We start from the raw sequence: 21,794 nt of genomic DNA on the forward strand, positions 1-21,794 counted from the left end.
TTCAAATATAAGATTATTTTTGACTGTTGAAACTTTCGTATTATTTTTAACAATATGAGATACAAATTTCTACTTCTTATAATCCTTTTAGCATCAAGCAGTTTTGCACAAAACTTCGAAATAATTAAGCGATATAAAGTGAGTTATGCTATGGCATCTCAGAATCAAGAAAAACTGATTGCTTTAAGAAGTTTTGTAAGTAACAATCAGAAATATCTGCTTTTAGTAAACCCAAACAGCTTAGAAACTAAAATAGAAGTTGCCAATAAATACACCTTAAATAGTTTAGAATATTCAAATGTATTGGCCATTTTTAAAAGCACAGCATATGTGAAATCACTGGAAGCTGCATCAGCAAAAGATCTGCAATTGCAAAATGCAGGTATAGATCATGCCATTCCAAACGAAAAAGGCATTACCCTAACCATCGATCTTTGTCCATCGCACAAAGGTTTGGACAGAATTATTTTTCAATCTGTTTTTGATGAATTTAAAAAGATAGAACAACCTGCGCCATTGGCCGTATCAGTTTCTGGGAAATGGATGCTCAAACATCAGGATGATCTGAATTGGTTGAAAAGTTTGGTTGATAAAAAAGAATTGGATATTACCTGGGTTAATCATTCTTTTAATCATGAAGTAAACAGTTTGCCCTTGGCTGAAAACTTTTTGCTTGCCAAAGGAACAGATTTGGACGTTGAGGTTTTGGAGAATGAAAAGTTGATGCTGAAAAATGGATTAACGCCATCGGTGTTTTTTCGTTTCCCGGGTTTGGTTTCCGATAAAACAATAGTTCAAAAAATTGACGCGTATGGCCTAATTCCAATTGGCAGCGATGCATGGCTGGCTAAAGGTCAACAACCGAATGCGGGAAGTATTGTCTTGATTCATGGTAATGGCAATGAAGAAATCGGCGTTAAGGATTTTATCAAATTGTTAAAATCCAAGCAAGCGGATGTTATGAATAAGCAATGGCTTTTGTTTGATTTAAGGCAGGGTTTGGAAAAGGAATTTGAATAATTTTCCGGAGATAAAAAAAGCAGATTTATATTGGTTCTTCATTTCCATCGGAGTGCAATGATGTGGTGAAACCTACCTTCAAAGATTTAGCGTCATTGCTTAGCACTTGGTTTTCCAACACAAGCGAAATGACGAAGTATCGCAATGACGCTACTTTTTTGTTGGCAACAACTTTATCTCCTTTGCCTTAAAGCGGTTATTTACAATTTCGCCGGTTACTTCTGCTTTGCTTACGGCGTTGCAGAAACCGTGTTCGCCATGGGCATCACCAAAATCATCGATGCTTTTACCATCAACGAAATAAGGCTTGCCATCAATTTTCACTGCAAGTTCACAATCTTTACCCTTCATTTTAAATTGACATTCGCCACAAGCAATATCAACAACTTGTTTAGTAACCACTTTTGATGATGCCGCTTTTTTAGGTGCGGTTTGTGCGCTTGCACCAATTGCAAATACACCAAAAACCAAAGCCAAAATTATATTTTTCATGATTGTAAATTGTTTATATACTTGCCACATATCCTAATGTATAACTTTGCCTAGAGATAAATGGGATGAACAAATGTAGGTTTTTTGGTTCAAAAGCGCTTCAATTCTTTTTAAATAAACCTGATTGTAGTGAGCACGAAATGCAATGGAGTAAAACGGAAAGCAGGACTACAGTTAACCAAGCATTACAGAACCAAGATTTTCAAAAACTTTTTAAAAATATGTTTCCTTAACACAACAATCAAAAAACCTAAGCTTGAGTATGTTTCTTCTTTTTGGGAAAGATGAGTGATGCCACAATACTAATAACCAATATGCTTAGAATTACAATTAAGGAATGTTCTGTGGTGAAACCCCATTTTTCTAGGTATACATGCCCCAGCATTTTAACGCCAATAAAACTTAACAAAACAGCTAAGCCCGTTTTTAAATAGTGGAATTTATGGATGATGTTGACCAATAAAAAAAACATGGAACGCAAACCCATAATGGCAAAAATATTGGAGAAAAAGACGATATATGGATCTTTGGTTACTGCAAAAATTGCGGGGATGGAATCCACTGCAAAAAGTAGATCGGTAAATTCTACAATTAACAGAACCAAAAATAGCGGTGTAACCATCCGTTTGGCATTAATTTTTACAAAGAAGTGCTTGCCTTCGTATTTGGGATGTATGGAGAATATTTTTGATGCCCACTTTACTACAGGGTGATTTTCGGGATCAATCTTATCATCGCCTTCCTTACTAAAAAACATCCTTATTCCGGTAAAAACCAGAAAAGCACCAAATAAATAAAGAATCCAGGCAAACTTTGCAATTAAGGCGGCGCCAACAAAAATGAAGATGAATCGCATAACAATTGCGCCTAAAATACCCCAGAATAATACACGGTGATAGTACTTTTCTTCGACAGCGAATGCGGAGAAAATTAGAACGATTACAAAAATGTTATCTACAGAAAGTGCATATTCTATAACATAGCCGGTAAGAAATTCGAGGCCAAGGTTTTGCTTGTAGAGCATTAAGCTCTCTTGAAAATTATTTGGTATAAGGCTAATGTTGTGCTGATGCCTAACTACGATTTCTTTTAGATGCGCAAAATCTTTAATTCCGTGGAGTTCTTGCCCTTCGGTTATTAGGATGAAATAAAAGCCGATGGCCATTGCCACCATAATTAAACTCATTACGCCGGCTTGCTTTAAGCTTACAACATGCTCTTTCCTGCTAAAAAGACCTAAATCTAATGCAAGAATAAGGGCAATAAATAAAAGAAATCCGATGCTGAAGATTAATTCGTTACTCATTTATTTTTTACGTTCCGTAGTGTAGAGTACGAGTTGTTCTAATCCCGTTCTTGCTTCTCCGGCTTCAAATTGGTGTAAAATATCAAAGGCATCTTTTTGATACTCCTGCATTTTTTTATTGGCGTAAAAAACACCTTCTTTTTCGTTAACAAAATCTATTATCTGCTGAATTTTAACTGGATCATCCTGATGGTTCTTAACCAGGTTGATGATTTTTTTCCGTTCAGATTTTTCGGCTTTGTTAAGTGCATAAATTAATGGAAGGGTTACTTTTTTCTCCTTAATATCTATACCCAGAGGTTTACCAACATCATCGGTTCCAAAATCGAAAGTATCATCTTTAATTTGAAAAGCGATACCTACTTTTTCTCCGAATAAACGCATTTTTTCAATCGTTGCATCGTCGGCGCCGGCCGATGCCGCACCCGCAGCGCAACAAGATGCGATTAAAGAAGCTGTTTTCTGCCTAATTACATCGAAATAAAGTTCTTCGGAAATATCCATCCGCCTAACTTTTTCAATCTGCAAAAGTTCGCCCTCACTCATCTGTTTAACTGCTTCTGATACAATTTGTAACAAACGGTGCTCGTTATTGTTTACCGAAAGCAGTAAACCTTTGGCTAAAAGATAATCGCCTACCAAAACGGCAATTTTATTTTTCCAAAGCGCATTAATGGAGAAAAAACCACGGCGCTCATAAGCGTTATCCACCACATCATCGTGCACCAAAGTAGCCGTATGTAAAAGTTCTACCAAAGCTGCCCCGCGATGGGTAGACTCGGTAATGCCACCGCACAGTTTTGCTGCAAAAAACACAAACATGGGGCGCATTTGTTTTCCTTTTTGTTTAACGATATAATGTGTAATCCGATCGAGCAGTGGTGCATCGCTGTGCATAGATTCTTTAAAGGTTTTTTCAAACGCTTTAATGTCAGTTGCTATAGGTTTTTTTATTTGTTCGATTCCCGGCATTATTGGAAAAAAAATTGATTGCAAACTTAGGTTAAATTCCTATAAAACTTTACATTTAATAAAAACATTGCATTGAAAAAACGCTATAAAATCTTAATTGGCCTTTCTGTTTTAATTATCGGGGTTTATTTGGCCGGACCCAAGCCAAAAAAACCACTTTACAGCGATGAACCGAGCAAGGTTCCAGATTTAAAGGACCTAGATAATTATGTTCAAACAATAGAAAGTGCGCATAAGCTAAAACCAGGCAATGAAGCTGAAATTATCTGGGCAGATTCTACCCACCGGCAAACTGAATATGCAATTGTTTATTTACATGGCTTTTCTGCATCAAAAATGGAAGGAAATCCCATCCATTTAAACCTAGCTAAAAAACTTAATGCCAATTTATATTTAGCCCGTTTGGCTGATCATGGAATTGACACCATTTCGCCGATGCAATATTTTACGGCTGACAAACTTTGGGAAACGAGCAAGCAAGCTTACGCTATTGGAAAAAAATTAGGCAAAAAGGTAATTTTGGTCGGCACTTCTACCGGTGGAACCGTTGCCCTAAAGTTGGCTGCAACGTATCCCGAGATCAACAGCTTAATTTTATTATCGCCAAATGTAGCAATCAATGATAAAAATGCCTGGTTGCTGAACGATCCATGGGGATTGCAAATTGCCAGAAAAGTTGTGGGCGGTGATGAGCGTAAAGTTGACGGCAGAACTGAAGAATATAAAAAATATTGGTACACCAACTATCGCTTAGAATCGCTTGTAGAACTGCAGGAGTTTATAGAGAGCACCATGTTAAAAAGCACCTTTGAAAAAGTAAAGCAACCCGTTTTAATGCTGTACTTTTATAAAAATGAACTCGAACAGGATCCAGTTGTTCGGGTTGATGCTATGCTCAAAATGTTTAATCAGCTGGGAACTCCAATAGATTTAAAACAAAAAATAGCCATTCCAAATGGCGGAAACCATGTTTTGGGATCTTACATTACTTCAAAAGATTTACCAAGCGTTGAAACTTCTATCGATAGTTTTGTAGGAAATGTTTTGAAGGAAAATATTCATAACCATTAAAAACGCTCAGTTAATTTTTCAGATCATTATTTACATACTCTTTATAAATGAAATATTTTTGCTCCCTTTGCTTCCTTATCATCAGTTTTAACTTATTTGCACAAGAGCCTTTTACATTAGGAAAAATTGAAAAAATACAATCTTCTGTTTTAAAAGAAAGCCGAACATTGAATATTTATCTGCCAGAGGGTTATGCTGTAGATTCTGCGAAAACATATCCAGTAATTTATCTTTTGGATGGCTCTGCGAATGAGGATTTTATTCATATTGTTGGTTTGGTTCAGTTTTTAACGATGATTGAAACCATGCCAAAATCGATAGTTGTGGGCATTGCAAATGTAGATCGCAAAAGAGATTTCACTTTCCCGACAACTATTAAAGAAGATTTAAAAGATTACCCGACTACGGGAAAATCTGAGAAATTTATTTCGTTTATAGAAAAAGAACTCCAGCCCTTTATCCAAAATAATTATAAAACCAACGAAAGTAAAACCATAATTGGGCAATCGCTGGGTGGTTTATTGGCAACAGAAATTTTATTAAAAAAACCACAACTCTTTGACAATTATATGATTATCAGCCCGAGTTTGTGGTGGAATAATGAATCGCTTTTAGGCGAAGCTCCCAAATATTTAGAACAACAGACCAAAACAAACCTAAGAGTTTATCTTTCGGTTGGCACAGAAGGAAAAGTAATGGAAGGTGATACAAGAAAACTTGCAGAAATTTTAAAACAGCGCACAAATTTAAAATTGGATTTTTTGCCTCTACCGGATGAAAGTCATTTAACTATTCTACATAATAGTATTTACAAAGGCTTTGGTATTCTTTGTCAAAAAAAGAAATAAGATTTATAAGTCAATGCAAATTAATTATCAAACTAACGAAGTTCTGTCCTAACAACACCTTAAGAAACTTAGCAAGTTGATTAATTTAGAATATTCTTAACAATCATCTCGGCATGCACTCTAGAGTTTTCGATAAAAAGCTTGTGCGTATCTAGTCCACCGCAAACTACCCCGGCGAGATATAAACCTTCAACATTGGTTTCCATGGTTTCTTCGTTGTAAACAGGGCAAAGACTTTTAGGCAATTCAATTCCAAATTTTCTAAGCATCGAAAAATCGGGTTGGTAGCCCGTCATGGCGATAACGAAATCGTTTGGTATGGTAACGATTCCCTCAAGTGTTTTAATATCAACTTCTCCAGCTCTGATTTCAATCAATTCAGCATTGAAAAGTGCTTTAACTTCTCCTTCCTTGATTCTATTCTGAATATCCGGTCGCACCCAATATTTTACATGCGGACCAAGATCTCCACTTCGTACTACCATGGTTACATTTGCGCCTTTTCTGTAAGTTTCTAGAGCAGCATCTACGCCCGAATTATTTGCGCCAACCACCACTACATTTTGAAATGCATATAAATGTGGATCTTTATAATAATGTGTAACTTTTGGCAAATCTTCTCCCGGAATATTCATCAATAGCGGAACATCATAAAAACCTGTAGAAACAATAACGTTATTGGCCGTGTAGCTGGTTTTTGAAGTTGAGATTTCAAAAATATCATCATCTTTTTTTACAACCTGATTAACACTTTCGAATAGATGAATATTTAAATTAAACTTTTCTGCAACGCGACGATAATACTCTACAGCTTCATTCCGATTTGGTTTTGGGCTTATGGTTACAAAGGGCACGCCACCAATTTCGAGTTTTTGAGATGTAGAAAAGAAAGTCATAAACACTGGATAATTGAATAAGCTATTAACCAATGCGCCTTTTTCTATGATAACATAAGAGAGATTGGCTTTCTGTGCTTCAATTGCACAAGCCATGCCGATTGGGCCAGCACCGATTATTAAGACATCGTAATGATTTTCTTTCTGAGGCATTCTAAAAATATTTAATAACTTAAGAGGTAAATATTCACCACCTTAGACATCTAAGATCACCTAAGTTATTTTAATAATGCTTTAATGAACGTAGCCTAAGATTTTCTAAGGTTTCTCAGGTGGTTAAATTATTTAAACTTTCATCGCTTTACTTGGGCAAGCGAAGTCGGTTCTTTTTAAACCTGTATTTTTAATTGCACCATACCCACCAGCAATATCAATTACGTTTTCTACACCCCGGGATTTTAAAATTGATGCCGCAATCATAGAGCGATAACCGCCTGCACAATGAATATAATAAGTTGATTTTGGATTGATCTCCCCTGTCCATTCGTTAATAAAATCCAATGGCCTACTTAAAGTAAACTCCAGATGTTCAGATTCGTATTCTCCAGGTTTACGGACATCAAGTGCAATAATTTCCGAATCGTTTGCAATTGTTTCAAAAACCTCGGCAGAAATAGATTCAATGGTATCAATTTCTTTTCCTGCATCTGTCCACCTTTCGAAACCACCATCTAAATAGCCGATTGTACTATCGTAACCAACACGGGTTAACCGGGTAATGGTTTCTTCCTCCTTACCCTCATCGGTAATCAGCAAAATGGGTTGTTGTAAATCTGTAATTAAGGCTCCAACCCATGGTGCAAACTGTCCATTTAATCCAATGTTTATTGAATTTGGAATAAATCCTTTTGCAAAAACCTGTGGATCACGGGTATCTAGCATAATTGCTCCAGTTTGGTTCGCCGTATCTTCAAAAGCTTGAGGAGTTAAAGCATTTAAGCCTTTTTCGTAAACCTCTTCAATGCTTTCTACACCACCTTTATTTATTGCGGCATTCTTAGCAAAATATTGTGGCGGAGGCAGAATCCCATCTGTCACCTCTGCAATAAATTGTTCTTTGGTTTCGGCCTTAAGAGCATAATTCACTTCTTTTTGATGACCTAAAGTATCGAAAGTTTCTTTACTCATACTTTTACCACATGCAGAACCCGCACCATGTGCAGGATAAACAATTACATCGTTTGCCAAAGGCTTTATTTTATCATTCAATGAATCGTAAAGCATTCCGGCTAAATCTTCCATTGTTAAATTTCCCTTTTGGGCTAAATCCGGACGGCCAACATCGCCAATAAAAAGTGTATCTCCACTAAAAATGCAGTGATCCTTGCCATTTTCATCGGTTAACAAATAGGTTGTAGATTCTAAAGTATGACCAGGAGTGTGTAGTGCGGTTATGGTTACCTTTCCAATTTTAAATTGTTCACCATCTTTAGCAATGTGCGATTTAAATTCTGTTTTAGCCGTTGGACCATAAATAATTTCAGCTCCAGATTTCTCGGCTAAGTCTACATGACCAGAAACAAAATCAGCATGAAAATGAGTTTCGAAAATATATTTAATTACAGCTCCGGCCTTTTCTGCTTTTTTTAAATAAGTAGAAACTTCTCTCAGTGGATCTATTATTGCCGCTTCGCCATTACTTTCTATGTAATACGCAGCTTCTGCTAAACAACCTGTATATATTTGTTCTATTTTCATGATTTTCTCTGTTCGTCACCCTGAATTTATTTCAGAGCCTTATTAAATAGATGCTAATCGAGTTCCGTTCCAAAGGAACCCCCTTGGGGCATGACGAATATGTTTAACAAAAATAGAGCTAAATACGAATAACCGAAATGATGATGGTCATAATTGCAGAAGTTTTACCAACCGAGGAGCTTTGCGAAGGATTAAGACCCTAAAATTATTTTGAAAACGAAAGATTGTAGCGTTTGGCTAGAATAGTCCCGCCATTTACTTCAATCTTTTACTGCACCATTTTGGTTTACCTTTCTAACGTATCATTAAAACCAAAAGGTTTGCAAAAGGATTTTCGTTCTGTCGGGTTTATTAATGAAAGGCAGTTTTGCAGGGTTTAATAAATAACCCAGCAGGTTTTAAAAACTTACGGAGTTTCTTAAACATTTTAATCTTTTGTAAGTTCTCCACGAAGCGATTCTTCCATGAGCTGGCGATTTTCTTCATTGCTTAAACCTAAGCCCATTACAAACATCAATTTGGTTACGGTTGCTTCAAAAGTCAAATCATAACCACTTAAAACACCCATTTTTTGAAGTTCTCTACTGGTTTCATAACGCCCTAACTGAACCGATCCTTTTTTACATTGAGAGATATCGATAATGATTTTCCCATTGAGAATTGCGTGCCTCAAACTGTCCAAAAACCATTGTGCAGTCGTGGTATTTCCCGAACCAAAAGTTTCCAAAATTATGGCATCAACTTTCGAATCGGTTATCGCCTGTACCGCCTGTGGTGTAATTCCGGGATATAATTTAAGTACGCCAATGTTCGAATTGAAGTTGGTATGAATGGTTAATTTACCTGCTGTAGGTTTCAGAATATAATTTCTATGGAACTGAAGGTGAACACCCGCTTCGGCCAATACCGGATAATTTGGCGAACGGAAGGCTTCGAACTTTTCGCTGTTGTATTTAATTGAACGATTTCCTCTAAACAACTGGGCATCAAAATAAATGCATACTTCTGGAAACAAAGCTTTACCATCTTCTTTAGTTGCAGCGATTTCCAGTGCTGTAATCAGATTTTCCTTAGCATCGGTTCTAATTTCACCAATGGGCAATTGAGAACCTGTTAACACCACTGGTTTATCGAGATTTTCCAGCATAAAACTCAATGCTGATGCCGTGAAAGCCATTGTATCTGAACCATGGAGGATTACAAAACCATCATAAAGATCATATTTGTTATACACAAGTTCTGCCAAAGTTTTCCAAATCTCTGGGTCCATGTTAGAAGAATCCAAAACCGGATTAAAGGAATGCACATCTAAGTGATAATCTAAACGGGCCAGCTCTGGAACGTTTTCTTTAATCTGTTCAAAATCAAAAGGAACTAACATCCCATTACTGGGATCGTTAACCATACCGATGGTTCCACCAGTATAAATTATTAAAATCTTAGTCATTTGGTTGGTAAAAGTTGCTCACCGCAAAAGAACGTAAAAGATTTGTATTTCTACGAGGCTTTTACCACAAAGGCATGAAGAACACTGAGAATTAACTTTAAAATTTGGAGTAGGTAAGAAAACATATATGAACGGTCGTCATTGCGAGGCACGAAGCAATCTTAATGCGATCGCCATAAAAGCCATAGTTGTAAGATTGCTTCGTGCCTCGCAATGACGATGAGGCGAGAAGAACTTTATATACCAAAAACCTTTTTAGAATTTTCAGTAGTTACATTTGCAATTTCTTCAACTGAAACATTGTAAATATCTGCCAGTTTTTGAGCAATGTAAATGAGGTAACTGCTTTCGTTCGGCTTACCTCTAAACGGAACGGGCGCTAAATATGGTGAATCGGTTTCTAATACTAAATGGGCTAATGGAATTTCGGAAAGTACTGCATCTAAGCCAGCTTTTTTGTAGGTAACTACTCCACCAATTCCAAGATAAAAATTAAGATCGATGGCTTGATTGGCTTGAGCAACATTTCCGGTAAAGCAATGAAAAATACCCCTCAGTTTTTCGTCGCGTTCGCTTTCTAACAAGTCGAAAACTTCATCGAAAGCCTCTCTGCAATGGATAACAATTGGTAAGCCTAAATCTTTCGCCCAGCCGATTTGTTTTCGAAAAGCATCCTGCTGAATGGCCAACGTGGTTTTATCCCAATATAAATCTATTCCGATCTCTCCAATTGCATAGATTTTTCTTCCAGAAATGCTTTTATAAATTTCATCTAAATTCGACAGGTAATCTTCCTTAACATCGCAAGGATGCAAACCTGCCATTACAAAACAATTCTCTGGATACTTAGCCACCAAATCATCAATCATTGCAATTGATTTTACGTCTACATTTGGCAAAAACAAACGATTTACATCATTTTCAAAACAACGCTCCATTAACAGCGCTTGCTTTTCGGCGTCTTGCTCGTAATATAAATGGGTATGGGTATCGGTGAATAACATGGGTTGTGATGTAAGATGGGTGATGGAAAATGGAACTCTATAAACTTGCCATGATTGCCAGGCAGGCATGAAGCAATCTTTCTATCAAATTAGATTGCTTCGTGCCTCGCAATGACGATAGCCTAAGTTTTTGGTTTATCTTTTTTTTCTTTTTTCGGCTTTTTAACTTCGGTCTTCAGACTTCCAACCTCGGACTCTAAAGCCATTTCCTTTTTCAAAAATTTTCCGGTTAAACTAATTGGATTCTGAATCAAACCTTCGGGTGTACCTTCAAAAAGAATTCTTCCTCCGCCTGCGCCACCTTCTTCTCCCAAATCGATTACCCAATCGGCAACCTTAACAACATCCAAATTATGTTCGATGACCAAGATGGTATTGCCTTTATCAACCAATTCCTGCAATACGCCCAACAACACATTAATATCTTCGAAGTGAAGCCCAGTGGTAGGTTCATCTAAAATATAAAAGGTTTTTCCTGTATCCTTTTTCGAAAGTTCTGTGGCCAGTTTAACACGTTGAGCCTCGCCACCTGATAGAGTTACCGAAGATTGCCCCAAAGTGATGTAACCTAAACCAACATCTTTTAAGGTTTTAATTTTACGATATATGATTGGAATATTCTCAAAGAAATCGCAAGCATCCTCTATACTCATATCCAAAACATCACTAATCGATTTTCCACGGAAACGAACTTCCAAAGTTTCTCGATTGTATCTCTTACCACCACATTCTTCACAACGTACCTGAACATCGGGCAAGAAATTCATCTCAATTACCTTCATTCCACCACCTTGGCAAGTTTCGCATCTTCCGCCTTTTACATTGAAAGAAAAACGACCGGGTTTGTATCCACGGATTTTCGCCTCTGGCAATTGAACAAAAAGGTTTCTAATATCAGAGAAAACGCCAGTGTATGTTGATGGGTTCGATCTCGGTGTTCTTCCAATTGGCGCCTGATCAATCTCGATCACTTTATCAATCTCTTTTAATCCGCTTATTTTCTCGTATGGTAGTGGTGTTTTTTTCGCTCTAAAGAAATGATGATTTAAAATGGGATACAAAGTTTCGGTAATTAAACTCGATTTTCCAGAACCTGAAACACCGGTAACAGCAATAAATTTGCCCAATGGAAAATCAACAGAAACTTCTTTTAGGTTATGCCCCGTGGCTTTGAGTATAGATAACTTATGTCCATTCCCTTTTCTACGAACCTTCGGGGTTTCGATGCTTTTCTTTCCGTTTAAATAATCTGCTGTTAAGGTATTCGAATTCAGAATATGGCTTGCAGTTCCCTCGGCAACAATTTGTCCGCCGTGAATACCTGCTCCCGGACCAACATCAATTACCCAGTCGGCCTCTAAAATCATATCCTTATCGTGCTCCACAACCAAAACGGTATTGCCTAAATCACGAAGATTTTTCAAGGCGTTAATCAATCTTTCGTTATCGCGTTGATGCAAACCAATACTTGGTTCATCAAGAATGTACATTACATTCATCAATTGCGAACCAATTTGCGTAGCCAAACGAATCCGCTGTGCCTCGCCACCAGAAAGTGTTCGAGCAGTCCTATCTAAGGTTAAATAAGTTAAACCAACATCCGTTAAGAAGCCGATCCTGGCATTTATCTCTTTTAAAATTTCTTTTGCAATAATATTCTGGCGATCAGAAAGCCGCTCATCAACATGCTCAAACCAGGTATGAAGATTGGTAATATCCATTGAGGCTAAATCGAAAATATTTTTTCCATCAACCTTAAAATGCAGACTTTCCTTTTTCAGCCTGGCACCGTGGCATTCGGGACAGGTTTTTAGTTTCCTAAAAGCCTCCATATCATCAACCGCACTTTCCGATCTTTTCTCGTTCTGCTCTTCCAGCATTTTAATGATACCATCAAAAGTGATGTTGTAATTCTGAACGTTCCATTTATTGTATTCAACCTCAACCTTGATCAAATCCTGAGCGCCATTTAAGATAATATCGATTACCTCATCGCTTAACTTTTCAATCGGAGTTGATAGAGAGAAACTGTATTTTTTGGCCAGGGCTTTTAACACCTGAAACATCCAGGTATCTCGGTATTCGCCAAGTGGAGCCAAACCGCCATTTAAGATGCTCAGTTTTGGATTCGGCATTACCGATTCCTTATCGACCACGAAAATATACCCCAAACCATCGCAACGTTCGCAGGCACCATAAGGCGAATTGAACGAAAAGCTATTGGGCTGTGGTTCATCGTAAGAAATCCCTGTAGTTGGGCACATTAAAAACTTACTGAAATGCGCAACGTTATTATCCTTATCGCTGATTTTGATCACGCCCTTACCCATTTTCATGGCCGTTTGCACGGAATCTAAAAGACGTTTTTTATCCTTACCATCAACAATTAAACGATCGATAACTACTTCGATATCATGGATTTTATAACGATCTACCTGCATTTTAGCGGTTATATCCTTAATTTCTCCATCTATACGAACCTTTACATAACCTTGCTTGCGAATCTGCTCAAACAATTCGCGATAATGCCCTTTTCTACCCTTAACAACAGGTGCAAGAATATTTACCGCCAAACCGTCAAATTTGTTGAAGATATTTTGAAGAATCTGATCTTCACTCATCCGCTCCATTTTCTCGCCTGTATTGTACGAATACGCATCAGCAACACGAGCATAAAGCAAACGCATAAAATCGTAAATTTCGGTAATGGTACCAACTGTAGAGCGTGGGTTTTTGCTGGTGGTTTTTTGCTCAATGGCAATAACCGGACTCAAACCCGAAACCTTATCCACATCAGGACGCTCCATACCGCCCATAAACTGGCGACTGTACGCACTAAACGTTTCCATATAGCGGCGTTGCCCTTCAGCGTAAATGGTATCGAAAGCTAAAGAAGATTTCCCGCTACCACTTAAACCCGTTATTACAACCAGTTGGTTTCGCGGAAAACTTACATCAATATTTTTTAAATTATGTACCCTTGCTCCGTAAACTTCTACTTCTTTCTGCTCGCCAAGGTCGATAGATTTGTTGCTCATATTTTATTGAAAATTGGATGGAATTTTGGCGAAAAACAGGCCCGAATTCCAATCTGCAAAAATGCTAAAAATTTTATCAAAAAGAAAGTGTAATTCAATCTGTATTAAGGATTAATTGTCATAATGTCGGCTTCTATTTCTAAGGAAACCTGAAGAAAATCCGAAACGCATATATCCATAATGATCCTGAAAATAGATATTGTAATTATCCTCCCCATAATAGCCAACCGCTGCCATTAAAAACACATTATTCATAAATGGAAAGCTGTAATTAAAATTGATTTCCGCATTTAACCTTTTACCAATATTTACAAAATTTTTTGATGGGATTTTATTTACCGCATAAGAAAGCTCTGTATTTAAACGCCATGTTTCTTTTTCGGTTTTAACTTTTGGTTTATTTCGTGCGTTTTTTTCAATTTCGTCATATTTCCTCCAGGAGAAATTATACAATACTCTTGTAAAGCCAAAACCCATATCGAGCGCTGGTTCATATCTAAAAAACTTAAACCATTGCAACCCTACACGGTGGTTAAATGAATAATAACTTTCATCAGGATGGGTTGGTGTTAAATGGCCAAAGCGGTAAGACGCCGTTAAATAATTGGCGTTGAAGTTTCCGGTTAAAGTATTAATCGATCCATCATCATTTATCGCATTCTGATCTTGCCCATTAGAATGATGCGTAAAAGCCAACTCCCCATATTTATAATTTTCTGGATTCGTATTTAACCTTGCATATGCAGCAAAACCCAGCCTATAGCTTGGTGTGCGTACACCTGCTGAAAATTCATTCCGAACGCGGACCGTAAAATCGGGAATGATGGAAAAAGCAATCGGCGATTTATAAGTGCCCAATAACATATAGGTTGTGGTCAATCTTCCATTGATTACATATTTTGATGGGGCACCGATTTCTCCAGCGGGAGCAGTATAAGCCAAATCTGAATTTTCTTTGTAAAGATTGATGTATTCTTTATTTGCAAATTCTCTTTTTTTAGCGAGAGAATCTGGATTATTTTGCGCAAAAACAGTAAACGAAAGGATTGCAAAAAATAGGAATGATAGAAATTTCTTCATGCTAACATTAACGTTGATTGGCTGATAACGGTTTTATGTTTTTGGAGAAAATTTAGAGTCGTGATTTTGTGCTTAAACATTTCTATATTTATCATAAGCAAACCATCCATCATGATTAACAAACTCAAAAATCTAGGCAGGCTAAACATCACAGTGCTTTTAATTGCAATGTCCTTATTTTGTCTATTTATATCGATCGCCCGATACTTTATTACCGACACTAAAGTTTTCTTATTCTTAAACTGGAATTTGTTTTTGGCTTTCATACCATGGGTGATCAGCTCTTTTATGGTATTAAATAATTTAAACAAGAAATTTTCTTTGATTATCTTAATAATATCTTGGATTTTATTTTTCCCGAATTCCCCATACATTCTTACCGATTTATTTCATTTAAGATTACACGGTTCGGTCCCAATTTGGTTTGATCTTATCCAGATTCTATCATTTGCCTGGACAGGATTAGTTTATGGCTTTATTAGTTTGATGGATATTGAGAAGCTTTTATCTAGCCGTTTAAATAAAAAATGGGTTAATTCCCTAGTTGTTTCATTTTTATTTTTATCAAGTTTTGGAATTTATTTAGGAAGATATTTAAGATGGAACAGCTGGGATATTATCAGCAATCCGCTCGGATTGGCCGGCGATATTTTTGATCGATTCGTAAATCCATCAAGCCACCCAAGAACCTGGGGAATGACGCTATTGATGGGCGTTTTACTTAACATGATGTACTTTTCGATAAAGTTTATTAAACCAAGTATAGAAACGAAAGAAATTTAATTTGAGTTTAGATTGAGGATCTTGGCTCAGTTTATATTTTTTCACAGCGCTTTGCCTTTGTAGGTATTTGTTATAGATTTGCATTGCTCTTCATTGATGTAGCATCCTAAAAATCTCTAGCCATCACATTCCATTTTCAGTACACCACTATTTTAAGTTAAACAACAAAAAATTAAAATTATGGCAACAGTTAATCCTTACCTAACCTTTCAAGGTAATTGCGAAGAGGCATTTACATTCTACAAATCTGTTTTTGGCGGAGAGTATCTTTACATTGGAAAATTTAAAGATATGCCCCCTGCAGAAAACTGCGCCCCTATTTCAGCAGAAGAAGGCGAAAAAATTATGCATGTGTCCCTTCCAATAAGCAAAGAAACTATACTTATGGGAAGCGATAGTTCAGAAGCTTTCGGTCATAGCACGGTTATCGGTAATAATTTTTCAATCTCGATTAATACTGATAGTGCTGAAGAGGCAGATAAACTTTTTAATGGCTTATCAGCGGGCGGAACTGTAAGCATGCCAATGGACAATACTTTTTGGGGTGCTTATTTTGGAATGTTCACCGATAAATTTGGCATTAACTGGATGATCAATTTTGACGAGGCACATAAATAACTTCTAACAGAATTGATTAAGTTAAAATTTCAAAATTTAATTTATAAATAGGCAAGGCAGGGGCACTATTAAGGCTTTGGTTTTGCCTATTTTTAATTACCATTCTATCGTCGTACCATTCTCTGTTGGATGGCCTGTACAAACTAAAATCCTACCCCTTTCAATTTCATCATCGGTTAGCACCTCATTGTAATCCATTCGAACGCCACCTTTTGTACAATTGGCTACGCATGTACTGCAAACACCTCCACGGCAACTATACGGAAGTTTAATTTTATGCTCAAGTGCAACATCTAAAATTCTTTTAGGCCACGGGATTTCTAGATTATGAATTTCTCCCTTAAAATTTAACACAACAGAATAGGTGTTTTTATCCACTACTTTTTCAGAACTGTCATCTTCATCAACCTCATCTTCTGGCAAAACAAAGGTTTCTCTTTTAATCTGCTTCATATCAAAGCCCATACCGAGCAGGGTAATCCTGCAAAGATCCATATAAATGATTGGCCCGCAGGTATAGAAAAGAGCATCCTTACGATCAAATCTCAAATGTTCCTTTAATAGTTTTTCTATATAAAACTTATTCAGCCTTGCCGTTATTAAGTTTTTACTATTGCTAAAAACCCAAACAATTTTTAGGCGACCGGGATATTGTGTTTGCCACTCAATCAGTTCATCATAAAATAAAGCATCTTCTTTTGAGCGGTTACTATATATTAATGTAATCAACGAGTTTTTTTCACGAACTAAGGCCGTTTTCATTATCGAAAACAGAGGTGTTATCCCTACTCCGGCAGCAAAAAGGAATAGATCTCTTTCCAGGTTTTCATCAGGAAGATAACTGAACAATCCTTGCGGTTCTTGCGCAAGAAGCACATCCCCTGCTGCAGTTTTATGATGAAGAAATCTAGAAATTTCGCCATTTTCTAAACGCTTAACAGTTATTGCCAAAGGTTCATCAACATCGGGCGAACTATTAAAAGAATAGGATCTTCTTATTTCTTTGTGCTTGCCTTCAAAAACCAACGAAACAAATTGACCAGCCAAATATTTTGGATAAGGCACTCCAATTTCTTTAAATTGAAGAGTGATGTTATCCCCTGGCTGATTAATTATTTTATCGATTCGCAATTTGAACATATTGCAAAGAAAGGGAAAAAAGTCCGAAGAGAGTAGTGAGAAGTCCGAATTCGAAAGTACGCAGTATGCATAATATAAAGTAAAATCCGTGAGTCAGTGGCCAACCCTTACATCTGTAAAATCTTATCAACTGTGTAATCATCAAAAAAAAAGCGTTCCGATTATCTCGGAACGCCTTACCAAATGCTTGTCTTTATTTAATTATTATTCAGCGTTATACGCCAATAATTGTTTCGGTTTATTATAACCGTAACGTACAGGGTGCTCCATAATCTGTTTCATGGAAATTAACTTATAAACGTAGCCACCAGTTTCGCGGTTCAGCTTCATTTTATAATAATTATCCTGATTTTGATTATTGATTTGCTTGCGAAGGCGCCCATCGCCAACATTATATGCCGCAGCAACCAATGTCCAGCTTTCTAAGCCCTTATACATTTCTTTAATGTACTTGCAAGCTGCGATAGTAGATTTACGCAAATTGTAGCGTTCATCTGTTCCGCCGTTTACTTTTAATCCATACATACGAGCTGTACCCGGCATAAATTGCCAAATTCCGGCTGCGCCTTTTGGAGAAACTCCGCCCTGCATACCCGATTCTACTAATGCAACGTATTTAAAATCGTTTGGAATACCATAAGCGGCCAAAATAGGTTCGATAATCGGAAACCACTCTGCTGCTCTTCTATGTAAACGATGTGTTTGCAGGTTATCATAAGAATGTGCTGCAAGGATTTTTTTCATTTTGCGTTCTACTCTTTTATCGCCCAATGGCAGAGTTTCTTTTGCAAAATTTAACTGAGCCATTAAAGAAACAGGTTCTTCAATTCGGGTTTCAGTTGGGGGTATTGTAGTGCTTAATTTTTCTTCTTTTAAAAGACTTTTTTGTGCTAAGGGCATTTGGTAAGCGAACACTTTTGCCATCATAAATAATGCTGCCATTACTACAAATGGTACTATGTGTTTCTTTAACATCTTCCTCCTTTTTTTGGTGAACTTATATAAAAACGTCGGCAAAGCTAAAAAATAATAACCACATTATCAAATAGTTACAAATTTAACCCCAAAAATCGGGCTCTAAAGTGCTTTAAACGTGGATTTTAAATTTTGATTTCTGCGTCAATTTTTCTATTTTAGAGGCTATTTTTTGATCAAATTTTTACGCTCTATAAAATTGTATTGTTCATCAATTTTGCCTAAATTTGCAACCCGCATTTTAGGATGTGGTTAAAAGCGTATCATGATAAATAAAAACAATAGGAACAGTCGGGATGACAAGTCCAAACCGGGCAGCCGGAAAACGGAAGGCAGAAGTAATGCTGCTGGGTCTGATAGAAAAAGATCAGACGATAGAGACAGTAAATTCAAAAAATCATCCGACTCGAAAGAGGGCTTCAGACCTAGAAGCTCAGATAATAAAGATTTCAAATCTAAATCTTTCGGAGATAGAAAAGACTCCAGACCAAGAACAGGCGGACGCGACTTTAAATCGAAAGATGAGGAACCGAAAGGATTTAAGTTCGGAGATCGTGAATTCAAATCAAGAGATTCAAACTCAAAATCAGAAGAACGCAGTTATAAGCCAAGAGAAGGTGGATCTAGAGATTACAAACCTAGAACTGGCGACAGAGATTTCAAATCTAGAGATGCTAAAGGTGGCGACCGTGATTTTAAACCAAGAACAGTAGATAGAGATTTTAAATCAAGAGAAGGCGGATCTAGAGATTACAAACCAAGAACAGGAGATAGAGATTTTAAACCGAGAGAAGGTGGAGCAAGAGATTATAAGCCAAGAACAGGCGAACGCGATTTTAAATCTAAGGATGGAGATTCGAGAAATTTTAAACCGAGAGAAGGTGGCTACAAAGACTTCAAATCAAGAGGTGGCAAATCAGACGACTTTAAGCCAAGCGCTGGAAGTTCAAGAGATGTAAAACCAAGAGAAGGCGCAGATAGCAGACCATTTAGAAGTCGTGAAGAAAGCCAGCCAAGAGATACAGAGTTCAATCGTCCGGAGAGAACCGTAATTACTCAAGGCCGTAGAAACACAAACGAAGACAAAGGCTTAATCCGCCTAAACAGATATATTTCTAACGCAGGAATTTGTTCTCGCCGTAAGGCCGATGAACTTATTGCCGCAGGTATTATTACCGTAAATGGCGAAGCCATTACGGAATTAGGGCACAAGGTTGATCCATCGAAAGACCTAGTTCGTTATAACGGCGAATTACTTAAACGCGAGAAAAAAGTTTACGTTTTATTAAACAAACCAAAAGATTACATCACCACAACTGATGATCCACAGGAACGCCGTACGGTTATGCAATTGGTTGATAAAGCTAGCCGTGAACGCATTTACCCGGTTGGTCGTTTGGATCGCAATACTACAGGCTTATTATTGATGACCAATGATGGTGATTTAGCCGATAAATTATCGCATCCAAAAAATGGAATTACCAAAATTTACAATATCGAATTAGACAAATCTTTATCACAAGGCGATTTAAATAAAATTGCTTTTGGTTTGGAACTGGAAGATGGACTGATCAAACCTGATAACATTTCTTATGTTGCTGGCGGAACGAAAAAAGAAATCGGTATTCAGATCCATAGCGGTAAAAACAGAATTGTTCGCCGTATTTTCGAACACTTAGGTTATACAGTAGAAAAACTTGACCGTGTAGTTTATGGCAATTTAACTAAAAAGGATTTACCAAGAGGAAGATGGCGATACCTTGAAGAGCATGAGCTTGTTCAAATTAAACATCTAATTAAATAGAAAAAAGGGCCAATCGTTTGATTAGCCCTTTTTGCATTTAAAAATCTTACACAATTAAAAAAAGGGAGGGTCTACAATCCCCCCCTTCAAAATTAACTACCCATTATCTCCAACCTGCGTTAGAAGTCCCTATTCCATCAGCTTTCGCTGTTGTACCAAAAGTATAAAATGGCGCAGATTCACCTAAATTCTCCATAACCTTAGCAGGTATTGGCATTTGGAGAGGTGTACCTTTTTGTAATAAATCCAATTTTCTCATTTCATAGAATGCAATATTTGCACCTGTAAAAATCAATTCAATACAACGTTCATGATGGATCGCATCAACCAAAGCCGCTGTAGTTGCCGCTGCAGGTGTCATTTGTCCTCTTGTTACCCTTGTACCGGCATTAATTATAGTTTGTGCCCCAGCTAAATCATTTAAATACAATCTGGCTTCAGCTTTTAGCAAATCGTTTTCGGCTTTCATAATTTCAGGCTTAATTCCTGTAAATGTAGAAGCGTAAATAAAATCGTACCGCTTGTTTCTGTAATTAGAAAAATGGTAATAACCCCTTGCGGCAATAAAGCTATTTGAAGATAGGTAGGTAAAATCGCTAAGAAGTCTTTTATCCTGAGGATTAACCGAAGCTGGAGGTGCCGGAAAAGTTGCCGAATCATCCCAATGTGCCGGTTGAGCAGAATCCATCATGTGTACAACATACATATCAGTACGTCCCCAAGTGGAGTTACCAGCACCTAAGTAATATGCAGAATAATCATACCAGATGTTATCATCCAACACAACATTAAAATCTGTTGTAATCCCAGCATCGGCATAAGTTTTAACTTTTGCCCAGTTTACAGCAGCATTTTGTGTTTTGTTTCTTGGAAGGTAAGCCAATAAAGATGCCGCATATGTATTACACAGTTGAGCAAGTTTGGCACTAGAATAATCGGCATCACTTCCTAACCAAGCTTGAGGGATGGTAAATGAATTTGCTGCAGAAAGCGCAATGGCTTCATCAAGATATTTCAAGGCAGCCGTTGCAACAGCTGTATATGGAACAGCGCTACTTAATTTACCTTCAACCGTCGATGCTTCATCAACAATAAATGCACGATCGAATGTTAAAGCCAAATTTGCATAGCCAACACCCTGAATAAATCTACAATATGCCTTAACCCTGGCATTACCTGCACCACCTGCTATGTTAGTGCCGTTATTTATCGCCTTGATGATTAACGATGCGGTATTAATTGCGGCATACTGTCCGTTAAAATAAGTATTGGTTTGAGTATTATACGTATAAGCAGGTGTATTTGTCCAAGCAAAATCTCTAGGCTCCCAAGACATGTCTCTCATGCCAAAGTTACCATAAGAGCATGTAGAATTATCCGCCGCGACTGCCAACATTGGCTGCAAACCACCTTCGTAATGTGAATTATAAAAAATGGTATTGTACAAACTCGCCGCCTGCGAAATTAAGTTATCTCCATTCGCATACACCTTTTCAAAATCTGGATCGTTAACATTGGCAACATCCAAATTATCTTTCTTACAACCATTAGCAAGTAATAGCGCAACAGAAAGCGTTAATATTATCTTTATCTTTTTCATTT

18 protein-coding genes are annotated in these 21,794 nt (G+C 37.2%); 6 read left to right on the top strand and 12 right to left on the bottom strand.

The window, feature by feature from the left end:
* Positions 1–54: 54 nt before the first annotated feature.
* The gene (locus DF947_RS14485) at positions 55–1,020 is read left to right on the top strand and encodes a polysaccharide deacetylase family protein (RefSeq protein ID WP_109930768.1); all 966 of its coding nucleotides are present in this window, start codon (positions 55–57) and stop codon (positions 1,018–1,020) included.
* A gap of 150 nt (positions 1,021–1,170) precedes the next feature.
* On the opposite strand, the gene DF947_RS14490 is transcribed toward DF947_RS14485, so the two are convergent.
* The 3 genes from DF947_RS14490 to DF947_RS14500 form a co-directional block, all read right to left on the bottom strand.
* A complete protein-coding gene (locus DF947_RS14490; RefSeq protein ID WP_167398020.1) occupies positions 1,171–1,512 on the bottom strand; it encodes a DUF6370 family protein in 342 nt (113 codons plus the stop codon).
* A 250-nt stretch (positions 1,513–1,762) separates the two neighbouring features.
* Positions 1,763–2,818, bottom strand: coding sequence for a TerC family protein (locus DF947_RS14495; protein WP_109930769.1), 1,056 nt, complete (start codon positions 2,816–2,818; stop codon positions 1,763–1,765).
* Positions 2,819–3,790, bottom strand: coding sequence for a polyprenyl synthetase family protein (locus DF947_RS14500; RefSeq protein ID WP_109930770.1), 972 nt, complete (start codon positions 3,788–3,790; stop codon positions 2,819–2,821). It abuts the gene before it with no gap.
* A gap of 72 nt (positions 3,791–3,862) precedes the next feature.
* Here DF947_RS14500 and DF947_RS14505 point away from each other — a divergent pair, with 72 nt between their 5' ends.
* Both DF947_RS14505 and DF947_RS14510 read left to right on the top strand, forming a co-directional pair.
* Positions 3,863–4,861: an alpha/beta hydrolase gene (locus DF947_RS14505; RefSeq protein WP_109930771.1), complete on the top strand. Its 999-nt coding sequence runs from the start codon at positions 3,863–3,865 to the stop codon at positions 4,859–4,861.
* 47 nt (positions 4,862–4,908) lie between these two features.
* Positions 4,909–5,709: an alpha/beta hydrolase gene (locus DF947_RS14510; RefSeq protein ID WP_109930772.1), complete on the top strand. Its 801-nt coding sequence runs from the start codon at positions 4,909–4,911 to the stop codon at positions 5,707–5,709.
* A gap of 80 nt (positions 5,710–5,789) precedes the next feature.
* Here DF947_RS14510 and DF947_RS14515 read toward each other — a convergent pair whose 3' ends face one another.
* The 6 genes from DF947_RS14515 to DF947_RS14540 all read right to left on the bottom strand — a co-directional run bounded on the left by DF947_RS14515 (position 5,790) and on the right by DF947_RS14540 (position 14,872).
* On the bottom strand, positions 5,790–6,758 hold the full coding sequence (locus DF947_RS14515) for a YpdA family putative bacillithiol disulfide reductase (protein WP_109930773.1): 969 nt from the start codon (positions 6,756–6,758) through the stop codon (positions 5,790–5,792).
* A gap of 132 nt (positions 6,759–6,890) precedes the next feature.
* Positions 6,891–8,303 (bottom strand): MBL fold metallo-hydrolase, encoded by a 1,413-nt coding sequence (locus tag DF947_RS14520; RefSeq protein ID WP_109930774.1) that lies wholly within the window; start codon positions 8,301–8,303, stop codon positions 6,891–6,893.
* Positions 8,304–8,730: 427 nt separating this feature from the next.
* Positions 8,731–9,750: an asparaginase gene (locus DF947_RS14525; protein ID WP_109930775.1), complete on the bottom strand. Its 1,020-nt coding sequence runs from the start codon at positions 9,748–9,750 to the stop codon at positions 8,731–8,733.
* Between the two features lie 236 nt (positions 9,751–9,986).
* The gene (locus DF947_RS14530; RefSeq protein WP_109931083.1) at positions 9,987–10,754 is read right to left on the bottom strand and encodes a TatD family hydrolase; all 768 of its coding nucleotides are present in this window, start codon (positions 10,752–10,754) and stop codon (positions 9,987–9,989) included.
* Between the two features lie 122 nt (positions 10,755–10,876).
* A complete protein-coding gene (gene uvrA / locus DF947_RS14535; protein WP_109930776.1) occupies positions 10,877–13,792 on the bottom strand; it encodes an excinuclease ABC subunit UvrA in 2,916 nt (971 codons plus the stop codon).
* Between the two features lie 111 nt (positions 13,793–13,903).
* Positions 13,904–14,872, bottom strand: a complete 969-nt coding sequence (locus DF947_RS14540) for a hypothetical protein (RefSeq protein ID WP_109930777.1) — start codon at positions 14,870–14,872, stop codon at positions 13,904–13,906.
* Between the two features lie 111 nt (positions 14,873–14,983).
* Between DF947_RS14540 and DF947_RS14545 the strand changes: the two genes are divergently transcribed.
* Positions 14,984–15,655 (top strand): DUF1361 domain-containing protein, encoded by a 672-nt coding sequence (locus DF947_RS14545; RefSeq protein WP_109930778.1) that lies wholly within the window; start codon positions 14,984–14,986, stop codon positions 15,653–15,655.
* 180 nt (positions 15,656–15,835) lie between these two features.
* Positions 15,836–16,273 carry a VOC family protein gene (locus tag DF947_RS14550; protein ID WP_109930779.1) on the top strand — a complete coding sequence of 146 codons (438 nt, stop codon included), beginning with the start codon at positions 15,836–15,838 and terminating at the stop codon, positions 16,271–16,273.
* 96 nt (positions 16,274–16,369) lie between these two features.
* Here DF947_RS14550 and DF947_RS14555 read toward each other — a convergent pair whose 3' ends face one another.
* Positions 16,370–17,413, bottom strand: coding sequence for a ferredoxin--NADP reductase (locus DF947_RS14555; protein ID WP_109930780.1), 1,044 nt, complete (start codon positions 17,411–17,413; stop codon positions 16,370–16,372).
* Positions 17,414–17,617: 204 nt separating this feature from the next.
* The gene (locus tag DF947_RS14560; RefSeq protein WP_240615386.1) at positions 17,618–18,355 is read right to left on the bottom strand and encodes a lytic transglycosylase domain-containing protein; all 738 of its coding nucleotides are present in this window, start codon (positions 18,353–18,355) and stop codon (positions 17,618–17,620) included.
* Positions 18,356–18,653: 298 nt separating this feature from the next.
* Here DF947_RS14560 and DF947_RS14565 point away from each other — a divergent pair, with 298 nt between their 5' ends.
* Positions 18,654–20,192, top strand: a complete 1,539-nt coding sequence (locus DF947_RS14565) for a pseudouridine synthase (protein ID WP_109930782.1) — start codon at positions 18,654–18,656, stop codon at positions 20,190–20,192.
* 103 nt (positions 20,193–20,295) lie between these two features.
* On the opposite strand, the gene DF947_RS14570 is transcribed toward DF947_RS14565, so the two are convergent.
* The gene (locus tag DF947_RS14570; protein WP_109930783.1) at positions 20,296–21,792 is read right to left on the bottom strand and encodes a RagB/SusD family nutrient uptake outer membrane protein; all 1,497 of its coding nucleotides are present in this window, start codon (positions 21,790–21,792) and stop codon (positions 20,296–20,298) included.
* Positions 21,793–21,794 lie beyond the last annotated feature (2 nt).

Source organism: Pedobacter paludis, assembly GCF_003173575.1.
GTDB classification, from domain to species: Bacteria; Bacteroidota; Bacteroidia; order Sphingobacteriales; family Sphingobacteriaceae; genus Pedobacter; species Pedobacter paludis.

Excerpts from the sequence above, each read along its gene's own strand:
- DF947_RS14545 (WP_109930778.1), top strand. The coding sequence starts at position 14,984 with ATGATTAACAAACTCAAAAATCTAGGCAGGCTAAACATCACAGTGCTT.
- DF947_RS14510 (WP_109930772.1), top strand. The coding sequence starts at position 4,909 with ATGAAATATTTTTGCTCCCTTTGCTTCCTTATCATCAGTTTTAACTTA.
- DF947_RS14540 (WP_109930777.1), bottom strand. The coding sequence starts at position 14,872 with ATGAAGAAATTTCTATCATTCCTATTTTTTGCAATCCTTTCGTTTACT.
- DF947_RS14555 (WP_109930780.1), bottom strand. The coding sequence starts at position 17,413 with ATGTTCAAATTGCGAATCGATAAAATAATTAATCAGCCAGGGGATAAC.
- DF947_RS14525 (WP_109930775.1), bottom strand. The coding sequence starts at position 9,750 with ATGACTAAGATTTTAATAATTTATACTGGTGGAACCATCGGTATGGTT.
- DF947_RS14570 (WP_109930783.1), bottom strand. The coding sequence starts at position 21,792 with ATGAAAAAGATAAAGATAATATTAACGCTTTCTGTTGCGCTATTACTT.
- DF947_RS14520 (WP_109930774.1), bottom strand. The coding sequence starts at position 8,303 with ATGAAAATAGAACAAATATATACAGGTTGTTTAGCAGAAGCTGCGTAT.
- DF947_RS14495 (WP_109930769.1), bottom strand. The coding sequence starts at position 2,818 with ATGAGTAACGAATTAATCTTCAGCATCGGATTTCTTTTATTTATTGCC.
- DF947_RS14500 (WP_109930770.1), bottom strand. The coding sequence starts at position 3,790 with ATGCCGGGAATCGAACAAATAAAAAAACCTATAGCAACTGACATTAAA.
- DF947_RS14565 (WP_109930782.1), top strand. The coding sequence starts at position 18,654 with ATGATAAATAAAAACAATAGGAACAGTCGGGATGACAAGTCCAAACCG.
- DF947_RS14485 (WP_109930768.1), top strand. The coding sequence starts at position 55 with ATGAGATACAAATTTCTACTTCTTATAATCCTTTTAGCATCAAGCAGT.
- DF947_RS14515 (WP_109930773.1), bottom strand. The coding sequence starts at position 6,758 with ATGCCTCAGAAAGAAAATCATTACGATGTCTTAATAATCGGTGCTGGC.
- DF947_RS14530 (WP_109931083.1), bottom strand. The coding sequence starts at position 10,754 with ATGTTATTCACCGATACCCATACCCATTTATATTACGAGCAAGACGCC.
- DF947_RS14550 (WP_109930779.1), top strand. The coding sequence starts at position 15,836 with ATGGCAACAGTTAATCCTTACCTAACCTTTCAAGGTAATTGCGAAGAG.
- uvrA (WP_109930776.1), bottom strand. The coding sequence starts at position 13,792 with ATGAGCAACAAATCTATCGACCTTGGCGAGCAGAAAGAAGTAGAAGTT.
- DF947_RS14490 (WP_167398020.1), bottom strand. The coding sequence starts at position 1,512 with ATGAAAAATATAATTTTGGCTTTGGTTTTTGGTGTATTTGCAATTGGT.
- DF947_RS14560 (WP_240615386.1), bottom strand. The coding sequence starts at position 18,355 with ATGGCAGCATTATTTATGATGGCAAAAGTGTTCGCTTACCAAATGCCC.